Source organism: Bifidobacterium sp. AGR2158 (genome assembly GCF_000424225.1).
GTDB lineage: Bacteria > Actinomycetota > Actinomycetes > Actinomycetales > Bifidobacteriaceae > Bifidobacterium > Bifidobacterium anseris.
The window spans coordinates 297,310-313,069 of sequence record NZ_AUJM01000011.1 but is presented as its reverse complement, the minus strand read 5'-3'; the positions used below and the strand labels follow the sequence as shown (position 1 = coordinate 313,069).

Sequence of the window (15,760 nt, the reverse complement as noted above, 5' to 3'; positions counted from 1 at the left end):
CGTATCTGCGACGCGCGGCCGATGTTTTGCGTTCAGGATAGAACTTAACGTGCGTGCGGCGACGTGAGGTAGGCTCGAATGTTCGGCGCGGGGTCGGCTCGTCCGCGCGTCGCGATGCATCCGGCGGACGTGCGCCGCGAGATTGCATCGACGAACAGACAACACAGACAACAGTGCGACAATGGAACGCGGCAACAGCGCGACAACAGCACGCAATGAACGCCGGCACACAATGAAACGCGAGAAAAGAGGCACGCTATGGTGGACGCACATGACGACGAGGTGTATTCGGCGACGAATTCACGGCTCATCTGGATCGACTGCGAGATGACGGGGCTCGACGTCTTCCACGACGAACTGTGCGAGATCTCCGTCGTCCCCACCGATTTCGAACTCAACGTGCTCGACGACGGCATCGACCTCGTCATCCGACCCTCCGACGCCGCCGTCGCGCATATGAACGACTTCGTGCGCGCGATGCACACCCGTTCGGGGCTCATCACCGAATGGGAGCAGGGACTGAGCGTCGAGGAGGCCGAGCAGAAGGTCATCGACTACGTCACGCGTTTCATCCCCGAGGGCGTCAAGCCGCTGCTCGCCGGCAATTCGGTCGGCTCCGACAAGAAGTTCCTCGACCGCTACATGCCCGGCCTGATGAGTCATCTGCACTACCGTGTCATCGACGTGAGCACGATCAAGGAGCTCGCGCGCCGCTGGTATCCGGCCGTCTACGAGAACCGTCCGGCGAAGAACGGCGGTCATCGCGCGCTCGCCGACATCATCGAATCGCTCGACGAGTTGCGCTACTACCGTGCGGCCGTCATGGCGCCGGAGCCCGGCCCCGACGCGGCCGACGCGAAGCGCATCGCCGACGACATCGAACACACGAGCATCGCGCGGCAGTGACTGCGCAGCAGTGACTGCGCAGCAGTGAGACTGCGCGCACGCGACGCGCGGCGCGCGCAGACAGACGCGCGCAAGCAATCGACAATCGTGAATCAGTGAACCAACGAGGATGAGGAGGAATCCACCCATGACGAACGATGAGGAACCCAAGGATTGGAAGACGCTCGACGCGCTTGACGACATCAAGCTCGTCGTCGCAGACATGGACGGCACGCTGCTCGACGCCGACAGTCAGATCCCGCTCGGCTTCAAGCCGATGCTCGACCGGCTCACGCAGCTCGGCGTGCGTTTCGTGCCGGCGAGCGGCAGGCAGTACCAGACGCTCGAGAAGATGTTCGCCGACGCGCCGCAGCGGCTGCCGATCATCGCCGAGAACGGCAACGTCGTCGCGCTCGACGGCGAGGTCATCGAAACGCATGGCGTCAGCGGCGACATCGTCGACAAGACGATCGCGATGACCGAACGCACGAGCGACGACCTCGGCCTCGTCATCTGCGCGCTCGGCGGCGCCTACGTCAGCCGTGACGACGCGCCGTTCATCGCCGAGGCGAGCAAATACTACACGAAGCTGACCGTCGTGCCCGATCTGCGCGAAGTGCTGCGCTACAAGGACGAGCAGATCCTCAAGCTCGCAATCTTCGATTTCGGCGACGCGCAGGCGATGGCCGAGCGCGAACTCGGCTTCGTTGAATCCCCGTACGCGGCAACCGCGTCGAGCCCGCATTGGGTCGACATCATGGACGGCAACGTCGACAAGGGTGAAGGCGTCAAGGCGCTGCAGCGCGCGCTCGGCATCACGCGCGCGCAGACGATGGTCTTCGGCGACTATCCCAACGACATCGGCATGCTGCGCGAGGGCGACTACTCGTTCGCGATGGCGAACGCGCATCCGCAGGTCATGAAGGTCGCGCATTATCTGGCGCCGGCGAACACGGAAGAAGGCGTGATCCGCGTCGTCGATCGGCTGGTGCGCTGATGCGGCAGGCCGAGGCGCTCGAAATCATGGACGCCGGCGCGAGCGTCTTCCTGACCGGCGCTCCCGGCGCCGGCAAGACGTACACGCTCAACGAGTTCGTCGCCGGCGCGCGCAGACGCGGCGCGAGCGTCGCCGTCACGGCGTCCACGGGCATCGCGGCCACGCATATCAACGGACAGACGATCCATTCTTGGAGCGGCCTCGGCGTCGCGAACGCGCTCACCGAACAGGTGCTCAAGAACGTGCGCACGCGCCGACGCAAGGCGCTGCAGGCGACCGACATCCTCGTCATCGACGAGGTCTCGATGATGCACGCGTGGCTGTTCGATATGGTCGACCGCGCGATGCGCGTCGTGCGGCGCGATGACCGTCCCTTCGGCGGCGTGCAGGTCGTGCTCTCCGGTGATTTCTTCCAGCTGCCGCCGGTGAGCGTCGGCGCGCGCAACCACGACGTCGTCACGCCGAGCCCTGAATTCGTCGCCGAACGCGAGCGCTACGCGCGCGCTGGACGCAACCCGGGGGGCTTCGTCACCGAATCCTTCGCGTGGGACGAACTCGACCCGGTCGTCTGCTATCTCGACGAGCAGCATCGTCAGGACGACGGCGCGCTGCTCGGCGTCCTCACCGACATCCGCGACGGCCGTGTCTCGCAGCAGGACCGCGACCTGCTCGTCACGCGCCTTGGCGTGCGGCCGCCGGAGGGACGCACCGCCGTCAACCTGTTCCCCGTCAACCGTCAGGCCGATCAGCTCAACGATCGCATGCTCGCCGCGATTGACGCGCCCGCACACACCTTTTACGCGACCTGCGCGGGGCCGGCGAACCTCGTCGAGCGACTCAAACGCAACATGCTCGCCCCGGACGTGCTCACGCTCAAGGAGGGCGCCGAGGTCATGGCCGTGCGCAACGACGCCGACCATCAGTTCGTCAACGGCTCGCTCGGTACCGTGCGCGGCTTCGCGACGGAGGCCAAGGGCGGCTGGCCGATCGTCGCCTTCGAGAACGGCAACGTCGTGACGATGAAGCCGAGCGACTGGGAGCTCACCGACAACGAGAAGACGCTCGCCGCTGTCTCACAGGTGCCGCTGCGCTGCGCGTGGGCGATCACGATCCACAAATCGCAGGGCATGACGCTCGACGCGGCCGTCATGGATCTCAAGCGCACCTTCGCGCCCGGCATGGGCTACGTCGCGCTTTCCCGAGTGGAACGGCTCGACGGGCTGTTTCTCGACGGCGTCAGCAATCGCATGTTCGATGTGAGCGACGATGCCGTGCGGCTCGACGGAACGTTGCGCGAACGTTCGACCGAGGCGGCGCGCGCGTTGCACGAGGACGGCGCCGCGTCGATCGCCGCCGCGCAGCGCCATGCGGAGGTCGCCGCCGAGGACGACGATGGTTTCGCGCAGGACGAGCTGTTCTGACGACGCGCGGTTGTGCGGGTGGGCTGTGTCGCATCGTCGGCCACGCCCGTCGTGAACATGCGCGCGGCGGCGCGTCACTACAATGTGAATCGACAATTCAATAAAGGAATGATCGGCATCGCGGCTTCGGCGGCGGTGCGGCAGGCAGGAGGAAGGCATCATGAAGCGTAGGAACGCGTATATCGTCTCGGGGATCGGCGCGATCGTGCTGTTCGTCGCCTTCCTGACCTACAACGCGCAGCCGGTGCCGTTGTGGAACTGGATCAAGCTCTCCGACATCCTGACGATCGTCGGCGGCCTGATGTTCATCATCCCGTTCTATGCGCTGTCGGTGCGTGTCAAGGAGCGCGAGCATGCGCCGAACCCGTGGGTGTGGCAGCTGCTGCCGGTCGTCGGCATGTTCCTGATGGTCGTCGGCCTGCTGATTCCGAACGATTTCGTGAGCTTCGGCTCGGTCGCGCTGTGCGACGTGCTGTACTTCCTCGGCTGCGTCGGCATGCTGATGATCTTCGTCTACCCCTTCGGCTCGGTCAACGACGAGATCCTCGAGAACGACGTCGACGCGCGCGTCGAGGACGACGAGGAGCACACGAAACGCACGACGACGAAGTGACGGCGAAGTGACGGCGAAGTGAGTCGATAGGGCGGCGCATGCGGACGCCCGGACCGCGCGACGACGGCTGCGCGCCGGGCGTCCGCATGCGCCGCCGTTCGTCCCGCAAGCCGCGTAGGTTAACAGGTATGACCAAAGCTCTTCGAATGTCCACCATGTTCCTGCGTACGCTGCGCGAAGACCCCGCCGACGCAGACGTCGATTCCGCGAAGCTGCTCCAGCGCGCCGGCTACATCCGCAAGGCCGCGCCGGGCATCTGGACCTGGCTGCCGCTCGGCCTGGCCGTCCTCAACAAGATCGAGGGCATCATTCGCGAGGAGATCAACGGCATCGGCGCCCAGGAGGTGCACTTCCCGGCGCTGCTGCCGCGCGAGCCGTACGAGGCGACGCACCGCTGGGAGGAGTACGGCGACAACATCTTCCGTCTCAAGGACCGCCACGAGGCCGACTATCTGCTCGCGCCGACGCATGAGGAGATGTTCACGCTGCTCGTCAAGGACATGTACTCGTCCTACAAGGACCTACCGGTGACGCTCTACCAGATCCAGACGAAGTACCGCGACGAGTTCCGTCCGCGCGCGGGCCTGATCCGCGGCCGCGAGTTCATCATGAAGGACGCCTATTCGTTCACTGTCGACGAGGAGGGCATGCGCAAGGCCTACATGGACGAGCGCGGTGCCTACGAGCGCATCTTCCAGCGGCTCGATTTGAAGTACGTGCCGGTGTTCGCGATGAGCGGCCCGATGGGTGGCTCGGCATCCGAGGAGTTCCTCGCGCCGATGCCGATCGGCGAGGACACCTTCGCGCTCGCGCCGAGCGGCAAGGCATGGAACGTCGAGGCGCTGCACACGCCCGAAATCGAGGCGATCGACTGCTCGGCGACGCCGGCTGCCGAGAAGCGCGCGACGCCGGGGGCGAAGACGATTGACGAGATGGTCGCGTTCGCGAACGAGACCTATCCGCGCACCGACGGCCGTGCATGGCAGGCCGAGGACATCCTCAAGAACGTCGTCGTCGCCGTCAAGCACGCCGAGGACGACGAGCATGACGAACCGTGGCACGAACTGATTGTCGTCGGCATCCCCGGCGACCGCACGATCGACATGAAGCGCCTTGAGGCGCAGTTCGCCCCGGCCGAGCTCGAGGAAGCCACCGAGGAGGACCTCAAGGCGCATCCCGAACTCGTGCAGGGCTTCATCGGCCCGATGGGCTTCGGCCCGCAGAACGACGCCGACGGCGCGCTGCGCTACTTCATCGACGCGCATGTGGCCGAAGGCTCGGCGTGGTTCACCGGCGCCGACGAACAGGACGTCGACTACTACGACCTCGTCTACGGTCGTGACTTCAAGGCCGACGGCGTCGTCGAGGCCGTCGAGGTGCGCGACGGCGACATGAGCCCGGACGGCTCCGGCCCGCTGAGCTTCGAACGCGGCGTCGAGATCGGTCAGGTCTTCCAGCTCGGCCTGAAGTATTCCGAGGCGCTCGGCCTCAAGGTGCTCGACCAGAACGGCAAGACGGTGCCGGTGTGGATGGGCTGCTACGGCATCGGCGTGAGCCGCGTGCTCGCCTGCATCGCCGAGACGCATCACGACGAGCGCGGCCTGGCCTGGCCGGCGAACATCGCGCCCGCCCAGGTGCACGTCGTGGCGACCGGCAAGGACGAAGCGGCCTTCGAAGCCGCCGACCGTCTCATCGAACAGCTTGAGGCCGACGGCGTCGAGGTCATCTACGACGACCGCCGGAAGGTCTCGCCGGGTGTCAAGTTCAAGGACGCCGAACTCATCGGCGTGCCGATCATCGCCGTCGCCGGACGCGACACCGTCAACGACGGCACGATTGAAGTACGCGACCGCGACGGCGGCAACAAGGAGGCTGTGCCGGCCGAGTCGGCGGCGCAGGCCATCGCCGACCGTCTGCGCCGGATGCTCTGATCGTCCGATCGCATGAATGCCCAGGCCCGTCACCGGAAGGTGGCGGGCCTTTTCGTATGTCCTCTTCGTGTGAGCGCACGGTGTGTGAGAGCACGGTGGCGACAGGCCGGCGCACGGCATGTGCGCCGTGCATAATCCGACGAATCCATCCACATCGCGCATGTGGATTGGTGTGGATAGAGGTCCCGTCCATCCACATTTCGGGCGCGACACACCCTTCCGGTCACATACCCCCGTCAGGCTTGCGCCGCGGATGTCTCCACGCCGATAGTGGTGGAACCCAACCGGACCAAGCCGGACCCGATCAGGGGCGTCGAAGACGGCGCAGCCAGACGAAAGGACACGACCATGGCGATACAACAGGGACAGATCACGATCACCGGATTCCTCGGCAGCGAACCGACGCCGCTCGGCCTGCATGGCGGGGCGCGCGCCGCATGCCGCTTCCGCCTCGCATGCACACGCGGCTACCGCGACGGCGACGGACGATGGCAGTCGCTGCCGACGACGTGGATCACCGTCAAGGCGTTCCGCGAGCTCGCGCTCAACATCGTCAATTCGCTGCACAAGGGGGAGGCCGTCATCGTCGTCGGCGTGCTATCCACCGAAGAGTGGCCGGGCGAGGACGGCAAGCCACGTTCGCACACGTTCATCGAGGCGAGCAACGTCGGCCACGACCTCAACTACGGCATCTCGGTCGTGCGCAGGCTTGCGAAGGGTCAGTCGGACACGCAGGGCGCGAGGCGGCCGAGGCAGGCGGACGGCGTCGACGACGCGCCGGTCGACCTCGATGGCGTGCAGATCGATCCGCGCACCGGCGAGGTCACCGACGACGCGGCCGCGCAGGCCGAAGTCGTCGCCGAAGCGCAGGCCGTGGCCGATCAGGCCGCCGAACCTGTCGCCGTCGGCGCACCGCCAGATGACTTCTGACAGCCGACTTCTGACAGAAGACTGCAGACGGCGGGCAGTAGGCCGAAGACAATCAGGCAGAGAAAAGAGAAGGCGGAAGGGGACGCCACGGCACGCGCCGCGGCGTCCCCTTCCGCCTTACCGTCGTTTGTTATCGCCGTCGCGTCACCAGATGTGGACGCGTTCCTCCGGCTTGAGCCACATGCGGTCGTCGGGCGTGACGCCGAAGGCCTTGTAGAACAGGTCGACGTTGCGCGCGATGCCGTTCGTGCGGCATTCGGCCGGCGAATGCGGGTCGATCTGCAGATACTGCTCGGCGAGTTCGTCGCGGTTCTTCGTGCGCCAGATCAGCGCATAGCCGAGGAAGAAGCGCTGCAGGCCGGTGAAGCCGTCGAGCGTCGGCGCCGTGTCGAGCGCCGCCTCGATCGCCGTCGGGTCGCCGTCGATCGGCTTGCCCTGCGCCTCGTCGAGCGAGAACGCGTAGGCCTTGAGCGCGATGTTGACGCCGGACAGGTCGCCGATGTTCTCGCCGATCGTCAGCGCGCCGTTGACGTGCGGCGCCTTCGTCGGGTCGTCGCCGTACTTCTCCTGCAGCTGCGCGGGCACGAAACGGTCGTACTGGTCGATGAGCGTCTTCGTCAGCTGCTGGAAGCGCGCCTTGTCCTCGGCGGTCCACCAGTCCTCGAGCTTGCCTTCGCCGTTGAACTGCGCGCCCTGGTCGTCGAAGCCGTGGCCGATCTCATGGCCGATGACCGAGCCGATGCCGCCGTAGTTGACGGCGTCCTCGGCATCCGGGTTGAAGAACGGCGGCTGCAGGATTGCGGCCGGGAAGACGATGATGTTGAGCGTCGGCTCATAGTAGGCGTTGACCGTCTGCGGGTTCATCAGCCACTCGTCCTTGTCCACAGGCTTGCCGCATTTGGCCATCTGGTAGCCGAATTCGTAGACCGAGGCCGCGCGCATGTTGTCCATCAGCGACGCTGACGCGTCGACGTCGAGCGCCGTGTAGTCGCGCCAATGGTTCGTGTAGCCGATCTTCGCCTCGAAATGGTCGAGCTTGTCGAGCGCCTTGCGCTTCGTCTCGTCGCCGAGCCAGTCACTGTTGAGGATCGAGACATGGTAGGCCTCGATCAGGTTGTGCACGAGCTGCTCCATGCGCGTTTTCGACGATTCGGGGAAATGCTCGCGCACATAGACGCGGCCGACGTCCTCGCCACAGATGCCGTTGACAAGCGAGACGCCGCGCTTCCAGCGGGTGCGCTGCTCCTTGGCACCCGAAAGCGTGCGGCCATAGAAGTCGAAGTTCGTCGTGTCGAAATCGCCCGACAGCATGCTCGCGCGGCCGACGATGACGTGGACGCGCGCCCACAGCTTGAGGTCCTCGAGGTCAGCGTCCGCCCAGAACGTATTCAGTCCGGTGAGGAACGACGGTTCCATGACGTTGACGTGCGCGAGCGCGCCGAGCACGTCAACCGGGTAGCTGCGCGCCGTCGCCGAACGGTCGTACGACGTCTGCATCGCCTTCGCCCACGCCTCGATGTCGAAGGCGGCGAGCATCGCGGCCAGCGTGGCGAAATCGGTCGGGTTGTTCGTCTTCTGCGAGTCGCGCGTCTCGACGTTCGTCCAATGGTGGGAGGCGATCGTCGTCTCCACCTCGAGCAGATGTTCAGCCTGCTCCTGCGCGTCGTCGGCGTAGCCGGCGTTCTTCAACTGCCGGGCGACCATCGTCACGTAGGCGTCGCGGATCGGCTTGTAGTGGTCCTCGCGGTAGTACGCCTCATCGGGAAGCCCGAGGCCGCCCTGGCTCAGATGCATGATGTTGTGGTCAGGGTCGTTGAAGTCGCCGAAGATGTCGAATCCGAACAGGTCGGGGCCTCCGTAGGGGCTCATCTCGCCGAGCAGCGCCGTCAGCTCGGCCTTCGTCTGCACGGCGTCGATATGGTCGAGGTCGGCGCGGATCGGCGTGGCGCCGGCTTTTTCGACGGCATCGACGTCGAGGAAGGAACGGTAGATCGCCTTCGATTTGGCGGCCTCGTCGCCGTCGGATTCGAGGATGTCGCGGATCTGGGATTCGGCGTTCTCGGCGAGACGGTCGAAGGAGCCGTAGCGGGAACGGTCGTCGGGAAGCGCGTAGGTGTCGATCCACGGGCCGTTGACGTAGCGGAACAGGTCGTCGGCGGGGCGGATCACGGAGGAGAATGCGGCCGGATCGATGCCGGATTGATAGGTGTTGCTCATGGTTCCACACTATAGGTCATTTTGCGACAACGCCGCCGGCGTACACGATCAAGAACATGCCCGCACAAGACAGGGCATACATCGACCGATTTCGCTGCCGACTACGCGCGAAGGGAAACAATTGCGAAAACGCGGCGGCGCAAGGCAGTGGGGGAGCACACTGGAGACATGACCGCAGGGCGAGCCTGCGGAAGGACCATGTGGTCGCGGAACGATACGACGCGCGGCGCTTCAGGGCGCGGGCCGTCAGCGCCGCGGCAGGAGGAAAGGAGTCATCATGTCCAACGTCAATGATTCGCCGAACGGCAACTGGAGCCCGTTCCGGCTCGTCGAGCAGTCGCTGCCGACCGGCGCGAAGAACGCCGTGCGCATCGCCTACGCCGTCATCGGCCTCGCCGCGCTCGCGCTCGGCATCTGCCTGCTCGTGTGGCCGGGCAAGACGCTCATCGTCGCCTGCATCATGCTCGGCATCTACTTCCTGATCTCCGGCATCGTGCGTATCGTCAGCTCGATCGTCGAGGTCGGCCTGCCGGCGGGATGGCGCGTGCTCGGCATCCTCATCGGCATCATCCTGATCATCGGCGGTCTTGTCGTGCTGCGCTACACGGCGTTCTCGACGGCGACGCTCGCCGTCATGTTCACGCTCGTCGTCGGCATCTGCTGGATCATGGAGGGCGTCATGGCGCTCGCCGAATCGTGGTCGATGCCGAGCTCCGGCTGGGCGATCGCCTACGCGATCATCTCGATCATCGCCGGCTTCGCGATCCTGTGCATGCCGATGGCTTCGACCGTCGCGCTCATCATCTTCGGCGGCTGCGCGATGATCGTCATGGGCATCGTCGCGATTGTGCGCGCCTTCACCTTCGGCCGCGTGCCGAAGAACTGAGTCGTCCGATTCAGTCATGGTGATTATTGATTGATTACCGAAGGCCGGTCGCCCGCATCCGCGCGGCCGGCCTTCGCGATGCCATAGCCGATGCCGTATCCGCCACGTTCGCAAATGTAAGCTGTGGGGGATAGGGTGGATGTCAGCACAATCGCCGCAACGGTCGGCGCATGGGAAAGGTGGTAGCAACTCCATGATCGAACTCAAGACGCATTCGGAAATCGAAGCGATGAAGCCGGCGGGCCGTTTCGTCGGCGGCATCCTGCACGACCTGCAGGAACGCACGACGGTCGGCACGAACCTGCTCGAGATTGACGAATTCGTGCATCAGCGCATCGTCGACCGCAAGGGCGCCGAATCCTGCTACGTCGACTATGCGCCGGACTTCGGCACCGGCCCCTTTGCGCACTACATCTGCGTATCCGTCAACGACGCCGTGCTGCACGGCGTGCCCTACGACTACGACCTCAAGGACGGCGACCTCGTCAGCCTCGATCTGGCGATCAGCGTCGACGGCTGGGTCGCCGACTCCGCCGTGAGCTTCGTCGTCGGCAAGGACAAGGACCCCGAGGACCTGCGCCTGATCAAGTCCACGCAGGAGGCGCTCGCCGCCGGCATCGCCGCCGCGCAGCCGGGCAACCGCCTCGGCGACATCTCGCATGCGATCGGCGACGTCGCGCGCGCCTACGGCTACCCGGTCAACCTCGACTTCGGCGGCCACGGCGTCGGCCACATCATGCACGGCGACCCACATGTGCCCAACGACGGCAAGGCGCATCACGGCTACAAGCTGCGTCCGGGCCTCGTCATCGCGATCGAACCGTGGTTCATGAAGACGACCGACGAGATCTATCAGGATCCGAAGGACGGCTGGACGCTGCGCAGCGAGGACGGCTCGCGCGGCGCGCATTCCGAGCACACGATCGCAATCACCGAAGGCGGCCCGATCGTGCTCACGCAGCGCGAAGGCGACCCGATTTCCGAGGAGTTCAAGGGCTGAACGACGCCGGCGCGTCCGTGCATGCAATGATTCCATGACGAGGACCCGTGCATCCGCGCGAGTCCTCGCCGCATATCGGGACGCGACACGCTTTTGAGACGGCCGCGGCCGGCCGAAATACGGATACCTTATAGTGGTCGGCAGTGCCCGCCGCCGGACAGAGGCGGACCCATGTCGGGTCCCCGTCGGTGACGCGGGCGGAAGGAAGCGAACAGCACAGACAGGAGGCGGCATGGGCGTAGCGCAGTTGCATGTGGAGTCCAACCAGTTCGAATTGCCGGTCGTGAAGGCGAGCGCGGGGCCCGACGGCATCGTCATGTCCTCGCTGCGCAACGACAAATGGGTGTCGCTCGATCCCGGATTCCTGACGACGGCGCAATGCGAGTCGAAGATCACCTACATCGACGGCGAACATTCGATCCTGCGCTACCGCGGCTATCCGATCGAGCAGCTGTGCGAACGCTCCGACTTCCTCGAGGTCTCGTGGTTGCTGCGCCACGGCGAGCTGCCGACAAGCGCGCAGTACGAGAAGTTCGTCGACGACATCAACCACCACACGATGGTCGGCGAGGACTTCCGCACCTTCATGGGCTCGTTCCCGCGCGAGGCGCAGCCGATGAGCGTCATGGCCTCGGCAATCAACGCGCTCGCGACCTTCAACCCGGAGACGACCGACATCGACGACCCCGAACAGCTCGACGAGGCGGCGACGATCATCATGGCGAAGGCCCGCACGATCGTCAGCTACATCCTGCGGCGCCGCCGTGACGAGCCGATGCTCTACCCGGACTACGCGCGCGGCTACGTCGACGATTTCATCCGCATGTGCTTCGCCGTGCCGTACGAGCGTTTCGAATCCGATCCGCTCTACGTGCACGCGCTCGGCCGTCTGCTCATCATCCACGCCGACCATGAGCAGAACTGCTCGACATCGGTCGTGCGCATCGCCGGCTCGGCGCACGCGAACCTGTACTCGGCGGTGGCGGCCGGCATCAACGCGCTGTCCGGGCCGCTGCACGGCGGCGCGAACGAGGCGGTGCTGCGCCAGCTGATGGCGATCCGCGACTCGGGCATGAGCGTGCGCGAGTTCGTCGACCGCGCCAAGCTCAACGGCGAACGCATCTCCGGCCTCGGCCACCGCGTCTACAAGTCCTACGATCCGCGCGCGGCAATCGCGAAGCACTATCTGGAGCGCATCATGGAGCAGAAGGCGACGCTCAAGCTGCTGCCGGGCGACGAGGAGCTCTTCGACGTGGCGCTCAAGCTTGAACAGATCGCGCTCACCGACGACTACTTCGTCTCGCGTCACCTGTATCCGAACGTCGACTTCTACACCGGCCTGATCTACCGCGCGATCGGCTTCGGCCCGTCGATGTTCACGCCGCTGTTCGCGCTCGGACGCATCCCCGGATGGATCGCCCAGTACCGCGAGATGCTCGCCGACCCGATGACGAAGATCGGTCGTCCGCGTCAGGTGTACACCGGCGAGGTGCTGCGCGACTACGTGCCGATGGACGAACGCGGTTGAGCCGTCCCGCCCGCATATGAAAACGCGCGCCCGTGCAGGGCGCGCGTTTTCATATGCGTGTGATCATTTGTGATACGGCTCGTGCGCGTTGATCTTGAAGGCGCGGTAGATCTGTTCGAGCAGGATCACGCGCATGAGCTGGTGCGGGAACGTCATCTTCGAGAAGCTCAGCAGCATGTCCGCTCGCGTCAGCACGCGCGGGTCGAGGCCGAGGGAGCCGCCGATGACGAACTGCAGACGGCTGACGCCATGCAGCCCCCACTGCGCGATCCTCGTCGCGAGCTGCTCGCTCGTCAACTGGCCGCCTTCGATTGCGAGCGCGACGACGAAGGCGTCGCCCTTGAGATGCTTGAGGATGCGCTCGCCCTCCTTCTCCTTGATCTGCTCGTTGAGTGCGTCGGAGGCGTGTTCGGGCGTCTTCTCGTCGGCCACTTCGACGATGTCGATTTTGGCGAAGCGCGACAGGCGTTTGCGGTATTCATCGATCGCGTCGCGCAGATAGCGTTCCTTGACCTTGCCGACGCAGACGATGTCGATGTTCATGCCACCCCCCTTATTACTCAGGGCATGTACCCGCTCAGCGCAGATGGGTTTTGCGAAACGGTGGTATTATGCCGTTTCGCAAAACCCATCTGCGCTGAGCGGGTACATGTTTCTGCTAGTTCTTGTGCAGCGCGTCGTTGAGCGCGATGCCGACCTTGCGTGCGCGCGCCTGCACGGCGCCGGTCAGCGAGTTGCGGATGAACATGATGTTGTCCTTGCCGCTCAGTTCGGCACCCTTGACGACGTCGAGCGCAACGCCCGCGGCCGCCTTCTGCTTGTCCCACACCTCGATCTTCGTGCCGGCCGTCACATACAGGCCCGCTTCGACGACGCAGTTGTCACCGAGCGAGATGCCGATGCCGGCGTTCGCGCCGAGCAGCGAATGCTCGCCGATCGAGTTGCGCAGCTTGCCGCCGCCCGACAGCGTGCCCATGATTGACGCACCGCCGCCGACGTCGGAGCCGTCGCCGACGACGACGCCCTGCGAGACGCGGCCTTCGATCATGCAGGTGCCGAGCGTGCCGGCGTTGAAGTTGACGAAGCCGGCGTGCATGACTGTCGTGCCTTCGCTCAGATAGGCGCCCAGACGCACGCGGTCGCCGTCGCCGATGCGCACGCCGCTGGGCACGACGTAGTCGAGCATGCGCGGGAACTTGTCGATCGACAGCACGTTGACCTCGGCGCGCATGCCCGGCATCGCGGCGCCGGCGTTCGTCTCCATGACGTCGAGGCGGCGCAGCGCGAAGTCCTCGACGGCGAAGGGGCCGTAGTTCGTCCACACGACGTTGTTGAGCGCGCCGAAGATGCCGTCGAGGTTCATCGAGTTCGGCTTGACCATGCGCATGCTCAGCAGGTGCAGGCGCAGGTAGGCGTCGGCGGCGTCGGCGATCGGTTCGTCGATGTTCGCGGCCGTGAACACCGGCACGCGCTTGACGCCGCGCGCGTCGGGGCCGTCGTGCACGAGCGTGCCGAAGCCGTGCGTGCCGGCCGGTGCGGACGGCTTCGCTTCGCCCATCTCAAGTTTCGGATACCAGACGTCGAGGGTGTTGCCGGCGGCGTCGACGTTGGCGAGACCCCAGCCCCATGCCCAGCGTTCATCGGTCATGTGCGCTCCTTCAGTGAAGACGGTGCCGGCCGGCGTCGTGCCGGCCGCGCTGCCACGGCGCATCCACGCGCGCCGCGCGCTTCCCACGATACAACGGGGGATGCGCCGTGGGGCCACTGCGGCGTGCGCGGGCACGCATGGGCACGGGGCGGATGCGGCCCGGCGCGAACACGGGTTGGGTGTGCGCTACACTGTGGTTCCTGTGAGCGCCAAGAACCAGCATGAACCGGAACGTCGAGACGAGGGCGGCCATGACCTGCGCCGCATCCTCACCGTCGCCGTCATCGCGGCCATCGTCGTCGGGATGTGCGTCCCGATGGTCCTGTCCGGCCTTTGAACCTCCATGTTCCCGTGACATGGACGTCCGGGAATGCATGTCCGTCCCGAACAGTTGGACGAGATGACAGTTCGACGAGATGACGGACGACACCGGAGCGGGGAGCGCGGAACCCCGCCTCGCGCGCCTGCTGGACGCGCGGAACGATACCGAACCCACGATTTTGTAGAGTTTTTTTGAGGAGCATCATGGCAGAATTTGATTTTTCCCAGGCGATCGCCGACGCGCGCGCCAAATACGAGGAGATCGCGCTTGCGCTCGACGTCGACCGTCTCAAGCGTCAGGAGCAGGAGCTCGAGGTCGAGGCGGCCGAGCCGGGCCTGTGGGACGACCCGGAGCACGCGCAGCAGGTGACGTCGAAGCTCTCCGCCGTGCAGTCGCAGATCAAGCGGCTGTCCTCGGCGGCCTCGCGCATCGACGACGTCGAGACGCTCGTCGAGCTCGGCCGTGAGGAGGACGACGCGGACACGCTCGCCGAGGCGCAGAACGAGATCGGCTCGATCGCGAAGGACCTCGAGGACATGGAGATCCAGACGCTGATGGACGGCGAATACGACGAGCGTTCCGCCGTCGTGACGATCCGCTCCGGCGCCGGCGGCGTCGACGCGGCCGACTTCGCGCAGATGCTGCTGCGCATGTACCTGCGCTGGGCGGAACGCAACGGCTACAAGGCGAAGGTCATGGACACGTCCTACGCCGAGGAGGCCGGCATCAAGTCGGCGACCTTCCAGGTGGACGCGCCTTACGCGTATGGACGCCTGTCCGTCGAGGGCGGCACGCATCGCCTCGTGCGCATCTCGCCCTTCGATAACCAGGGCCGGCGTCAGACGAGCTTCGCGGCCGTCGAGGTCGTCCCGCTCGTCGAGGCGACCGACCACATCGACGTGCCGGACAGCGAGATCCGCGTCGACACCTACTGCGCCTCCGGCCCTGGCGGTCAGGGCGTCAACACGACGTACTCCGCCGTGCGCATCACCCACCTGCCGACCGGCATCGTCGTGACGATGCAGGACGAGCGTTCGCAGATCCAGAACCGCGCCGCCGCGATGGCCGTGCTCCAGTCGCGCCTGCTCGTGCTGCGCCACGAGGAGGAGGCGAAGAAGAAGAAGGAGCTCGCCGGCGACATCAAGGCCAGCTGGGGCGATCAGATGCGCTCCTACGTGCTGCACCCGTACCAGATGGTCAAGGACCTGCGCACCGGCTACGAGACCTCGCAGACGCAGGCCGTCTTCGACGGCGACATCGATGATTTCATCCAGGCCGGCATCCGCTGGCGCCATGAGCAGCGCCGCGAGGCCGCTGAGCAGGCCGCCGAGTAGACTTGCCGCACGACGACCGACGCGTCCCGCGCAGCCGTGCGCACGATG

The 15,760-nt window shown here is 65.6% G+C and carries 14 protein-coding genes; 11 read left to right on the top strand and 3 right to left on the bottom strand.

The features are described 5' to 3' along the window. Window positions 1–258: 258 nt before the first annotated feature. From orn to G606_RS0101665, 6 genes are all read left to right on the top strand, one after another. Window positions 259–906 (top strand): oligoribonuclease, encoded by a 648-nt coding sequence (gene orn, locus G606_RS0101690; protein WP_026644542.1) that lies wholly within the window; start codon window positions 259–261, stop codon window positions 904–906. A gap of 127 nt (window positions 907–1,033) precedes the next feature. Beyond that, window positions 1,034–1,882 (top strand): HAD family hydrolase, encoded by an 849-nt coding sequence (locus G606_RS0101685; RefSeq protein ID WP_026644541.1) that lies wholly within the window; start codon window positions 1,034–1,036, stop codon window positions 1,880–1,882. Beyond that, window positions 1,882–3,303 carry a PIF1 family DEAD/DEAH box helicase gene (locus G606_RS0101680; RefSeq protein ID WP_026644540.1) on the top strand — a complete coding sequence of 474 codons (1,422 nt, stop codon included), beginning with the start codon at window positions 1,882–1,884 and terminating at the stop codon, window positions 3,301–3,303. Before G606_RS0101685 ends, G606_RS0101680 begins: the two co-directional genes overlap by 1 nt. 160 nt (window positions 3,304–3,463) lie before the next feature. Beyond that, entirely contained in the window at window positions 3,464–3,916 is a 453-nt protein-coding gene (locus tag G606_RS0101675) for a hypothetical protein (protein ID WP_026644539.1), read from the top strand. 146 nt (window positions 3,917–4,062) lie between these two features. Continuing rightward, window positions 4,063–5,847, top strand: a complete 1,785-nt coding sequence (locus tag G606_RS0101670; protein ID WP_051198319.1) for a proline--tRNA ligase — start codon at window positions 4,063–4,065, stop codon at window positions 5,845–5,847. A gap of 348 nt (window positions 5,848–6,195) precedes the next feature. Next, entirely contained in the window at window positions 6,196–6,777 is a 582-nt protein-coding gene (locus G606_RS0101665; RefSeq protein WP_026644537.1) for a single-stranded DNA-binding protein, read from the top strand. 144 nt (window positions 6,778–6,921) lie between these two features. Here the strand turns inward: G606_RS0101665 and G606_RS0101660 are convergent, their stop codons facing one another. Then, the gene (locus G606_RS0101660) at window positions 6,922–8,994 is read right to left on the bottom strand and encodes a M13 family metallopeptidase (protein ID WP_026644536.1); all 2,073 of its coding nucleotides are present in this window, start codon (window positions 8,992–8,994) and stop codon (window positions 6,922–6,924) included. 277 nt (window positions 8,995–9,271) lie between these two features. Between G606_RS0101660 and G606_RS0101655 the strand changes: the two genes are divergently transcribed. The 3 genes from G606_RS0101655 (at window position 9,272) to G606_RS0101645 (ending at window position 12,408) form a co-directional block, all read left to right on the top strand. Continuing rightward, the gene (locus tag G606_RS0101655; RefSeq protein WP_026644535.1) at window positions 9,272–9,880 is read left to right on the top strand and encodes an HdeD family acid-resistance protein; all 609 of its coding nucleotides are present in this window, start codon (window positions 9,272–9,274) and stop codon (window positions 9,878–9,880) included. Window positions 9,881–10,073: 193 nt separating this feature from the next. Continuing rightward, window positions 10,074–10,880 (top strand): type I methionyl aminopeptidase, encoded by an 807-nt coding sequence (map, locus tag G606_RS0101650; protein ID WP_026644534.1) that lies wholly within the window; start codon window positions 10,074–10,076, stop codon window positions 10,878–10,880. A 232-nt stretch (window positions 10,881–11,112) separates the two neighbouring features. Next, window positions 11,113–12,408 carry a citrate synthase gene (locus tag G606_RS0101645; protein ID WP_026644533.1) on the top strand — a complete coding sequence of 432 codons (1,296 nt, stop codon included), beginning with the start codon at window positions 11,113–11,115 and terminating at the stop codon, window positions 12,406–12,408. A 63-nt stretch (window positions 12,409–12,471) separates the two neighbouring features. Here G606_RS0101645 and rlmH read toward each other — a convergent pair whose 3' ends face one another. Beyond that, window positions 12,472–12,951 (bottom strand): 23S rRNA (pseudouridine(1915)-N(3))-methyltransferase RlmH, encoded by a 480-nt coding sequence (gene rlmH / locus G606_RS0101640; protein WP_026644532.1) that lies wholly within the window; start codon window positions 12,949–12,951, stop codon window positions 12,472–12,474. A gap of 115 nt (window positions 12,952–13,066) precedes the next feature. Then, entirely contained in the window at window positions 13,067–14,056 is a 990-nt protein-coding gene (gene dapD, locus G606_RS0101635) for a 2,3,4,5-tetrahydropyridine-2,6-dicarboxylate N-succinyltransferase (RefSeq protein ID WP_026644531.1), read from the bottom strand. Between the two features lie 202 nt (window positions 14,057–14,258). Here dapD and G606_RS11465 point away from each other — a divergent pair, with 202 nt between their 5' ends. Continuing rightward, window positions 14,259–14,393, top strand: coding sequence for a hypothetical protein (locus G606_RS11465; RefSeq protein ID WP_257790230.1), 135 nt, complete (start codon window positions 14,259–14,261; stop codon window positions 14,391–14,393). Window positions 14,394–14,581: 188 nt separating this feature from the next. Further along, complete coding sequence (prfB, locus tag G606_RS0101625) at window positions 14,582–15,712, top strand: peptide chain release factor 2 (RefSeq protein WP_026644530.1); 1,131 nt, start codon at window positions 14,582–14,584, stop codon at window positions 15,710–15,712. Window positions 15,713–15,760 lie beyond the last annotated feature (48 nt).

Coding starts and splice junctions, on each gene's coding strand:
- orn (WP_026644542.1), top strand. CDS start 259: ATGGTGGACGCACATGACGACGAGGTGTATTCGGCGACGAATTCACGG.
- G606_RS0101685 (WP_026644541.1), top strand. CDS start 1,034: ATGACGAACGATGAGGAACCCAAGGATTGGAAGACGCTCGACGCGCTT.
- G606_RS0101680 (WP_026644540.1), top strand. CDS start 1,882: ATGCGGCAGGCCGAGGCGCTCGAAATCATGGACGCCGGCGCGAGCGTC.
- G606_RS0101675 (WP_026644539.1), top strand. CDS start 3,464: ATGAAGCGTAGGAACGCGTATATCGTCTCGGGGATCGGCGCGATCGTG.
- G606_RS0101670 (WP_051198319.1), top strand. CDS start 4,063: ATGTCCACCATGTTCCTGCGTACGCTGCGCGAAGACCCCGCCGACGCA.
- G606_RS0101665 (WP_026644537.1), top strand. CDS start 6,196: ATGGCGATACAACAGGGACAGATCACGATCACCGGATTCCTCGGCAGC.
- G606_RS0101660 (WP_026644536.1), bottom strand. CDS start 8,994: ATGAGCAACACCTATCAATCCGGCATCGATCCGGCCGCATTCTCCTCC.
- G606_RS0101655 (WP_026644535.1), top strand. CDS start 9,272: ATGTCCAACGTCAATGATTCGCCGAACGGCAACTGGAGCCCGTTCCGG.
- map (WP_026644534.1), top strand. CDS start 10,074: ATGATCGAACTCAAGACGCATTCGGAAATCGAAGCGATGAAGCCGGCG.
- G606_RS0101645 (WP_026644533.1), top strand. CDS start 11,113: ATGGGCGTAGCGCAGTTGCATGTGGAGTCCAACCAGTTCGAATTGCCG.
- rlmH (WP_026644532.1), bottom strand. CDS start 12,951: ATGAACATCGACATCGTCTGCGTCGGCAAGGTCAAGGAACGCTATCTG.
- dapD (WP_026644531.1), bottom strand. CDS start 14,056: ATGACCGATGAACGCTGGGCATGGGGCTGGGGTCTCGCCAACGTCGAC.
- prfB (WP_026644530.1), top strand. CDS start 14,582: ATGGCAGAATTTGATTTTTCCCAGGCGATCGCCGACGCGCGCGCCAAA.